The organism is Microvirga sp. P5_D2 (assembly GCF_054049475.1).
Map to the genome: position 1 here is coordinate 1 of NZ_JBFUMH010000342.1, position 2,021 is coordinate 2,021.

Annotated in this window: 3 protein-coding genes; 1 reads left to right on the forward strand and 2 read right to left on the reverse strand. The window is 61.7% G+C overall.

What is annotated here, in order from left to right; all coding sequences use genetic code 11:
* Window positions 1-574: branched-chain amino acid aminotransferase (locus tag ACXJKO_RS31465; protein WP_457094926.1), on the reverse strand; the 574-nt coding region annotated here is incomplete at its 3' end.
* Between the two features lie 167 nt (window positions 575-741).
* Here ACXJKO_RS31465 and ACXJKO_RS31470 point away from each other — a divergent pair.
* Window positions 742-1,413, forward strand: coding sequence for a haloacid dehalogenase type II (locus ACXJKO_RS31470; RefSeq protein WP_457094927.1), 672 nt, complete (start codon window positions 742-744; stop codon window positions 1,411-1,413).
* Window positions 1,414-1,561: 148 nt separating this feature from the next.
* Here the strand turns inward: ACXJKO_RS31470 and ACXJKO_RS31475 are convergent, their stop codons facing one another.
* On the reverse strand, window positions 1,562-1,915 hold the full coding sequence (locus ACXJKO_RS31475) for an endonuclease domain-containing protein (protein WP_457094928.1): 354 nt from the start codon (window positions 1,913-1,915) through the stop codon (window positions 1,562-1,564).
* Window positions 1,916-2,021: the final 106 nt, after the last annotated feature.

Sequence of the window (2,021 nt, forward strand, 5' to 3'; positions counted from 1 at the left end):
CGTTGGAGGTCGCCGTCTCCGCCACGTTGCCGAGCGCGTCGCAGACGAGCGCGTTGTCGAAGCCCTTCTCCTTCGCCTCGCGGAGCACGCGGGCATTGTTGGGATAAAGGCATCCGGCCTTGGAATCGGTGGGCATGGATTCCAGCGTCGGGCGGCGGAAACTCGACTTCATCACGCTCATGCCGCCCGGCACCGGCATCGGCGCCTCGAAGAGGGTGAGGCAGAACTGGGTGGATTCGGGATCGGGAGCGATCGTGCCGAGGCCTTCGGCCTCGCCCCAATACATGGGCTTCACATAAAGCGCCGTGCCGGGGGCGAATTTCTTCACGCCTTCCTTGACCAGTTCGGCAATGGCCTTGGGCTCCATGGTGGGCTTAAGGCCGATGGAGAGGGCCGAGCGGTTCACGCGCTCGCAATGAAGGTCCAGGTCGGGCATGACGCCCTCGAAGACCCGCGCCCCGTCGAAGACGGAGGAGCCGAGCCAAGATACATGGGAACGCGGTCCGATCAGGGGCGGATTGCCCTCGTGCCACTCACCGTTGAACCAGTTCCACGTCTGCGAATGCCAGGCCACTTGTCTCTTCCTTACAGGTCAAAAAGTGGGCGTATCGAATCCCTTCAGAGAGCCGGCGTCAATCAGGCTGCCGATTGGCGATCATGAAGACTTGTGATGGAATGCATGAAAGAGGATGATCGGTCCCAGAGGGTCGGCGCTTCCTCGTATGTCGGGGCCAAGAAAACATGTCCGCCATCATTCCCAGCAGGGCCAAGGCCGTCGTGTTCGACGCTTATGGTACTTTGTTCGACGTCCATTCCGCCGTCGCCCGTCACTCGGGCCAGGTCGGCCCCGAGGCGGCGCGGCTGTCGGAGATCTGGCGCGCCAAGCAGCTCGAATATTCCTGGGTGCTCTCGCTGGCCGAGCGCTACGAAACCTTCTGGTCGCTGACCGAGCAGGCCCTGGATTACGCCCTCGCCCGCTGCCCGACCGTGGACCATTCGATCAGGCCGCTTCTCCTCGACGCCTATCGCACTATTGATGCCTATGCCGATGTCAAGGCAACCCTCGCCGCCCTGCGGGCCGCCGGCCTTCGCACGGGCATTCTCTCCAACGGCGATCACGGCATGCTGAGCGCCGCTGTCAATTCGGCGGGCCTTGCGARTGAACTCGACGTTGTTCTCTCCGTCGATGCGGCGAAGGTGTTCAAGACCAGCCCTGACACCTATCACCTCGCGCTCGACGCGCTGTCCCTCAACGCCGACGAAATCGTCTTCGTCTCATCGAACCGCTGGGACGTCGCCGGAGCAGCCGCCTTCGGGCTCATCCCGGTCTGGGTGAACCGGTTCAACATGCCGGATGAATACGCGGAGCTCGAACCGCACGCTGTGATCCCGTCGCTCGGCAAGCTGGTGTGACGGTGCGACCGGGCTCCCACCTCTCCCCGGTGGGGAGAGGTCGAGCGCAGCGAGGGTGAGGGGGTGAGACCTCTCCGATCACGCAGTAACCCCTCACCCGGACCTAAAGGTCCGACCTCTCCCTCTGGGAGAGGTGAAGGTCGGCGCTCTACAAGTGAGTGCGGAGTTCCAATTCAGCGAGAATAGTTTCCAAGACACCTTCGATGTTCTCGTAAACATCTGCATTCTGCAAACGCAACACGTGATAGCCGCATGTTTCCAGTTCATGCGTTCGCATGGTGTCACGGGCAATCTCGTCAGCAGTCGAATGAGTTGCTCCATCAACCTCGATGACGAGCTTCGCATCCAGACAAACAAGATCGACAACGAAGCGTCCGACGGGATGCTGACGCCGAAATTTCCAGCGCGCAAGCCGCCGATTGCGAAGCGCCCGCCAGAGCAATGCTTCTGCATTGGTCTGACTTTCGCGAAGCTGGCGCGCCCTTTGGATGAATTGCTTCATACGCCCGCCCAAGATGCGACCTCTCCCTTGTAGGGAGAGGCGATCGACTGACCGTTTCGACCTACTTCGCCAGCGCCGCGAGAATCCGTGCCCAGGAGCCCGTACC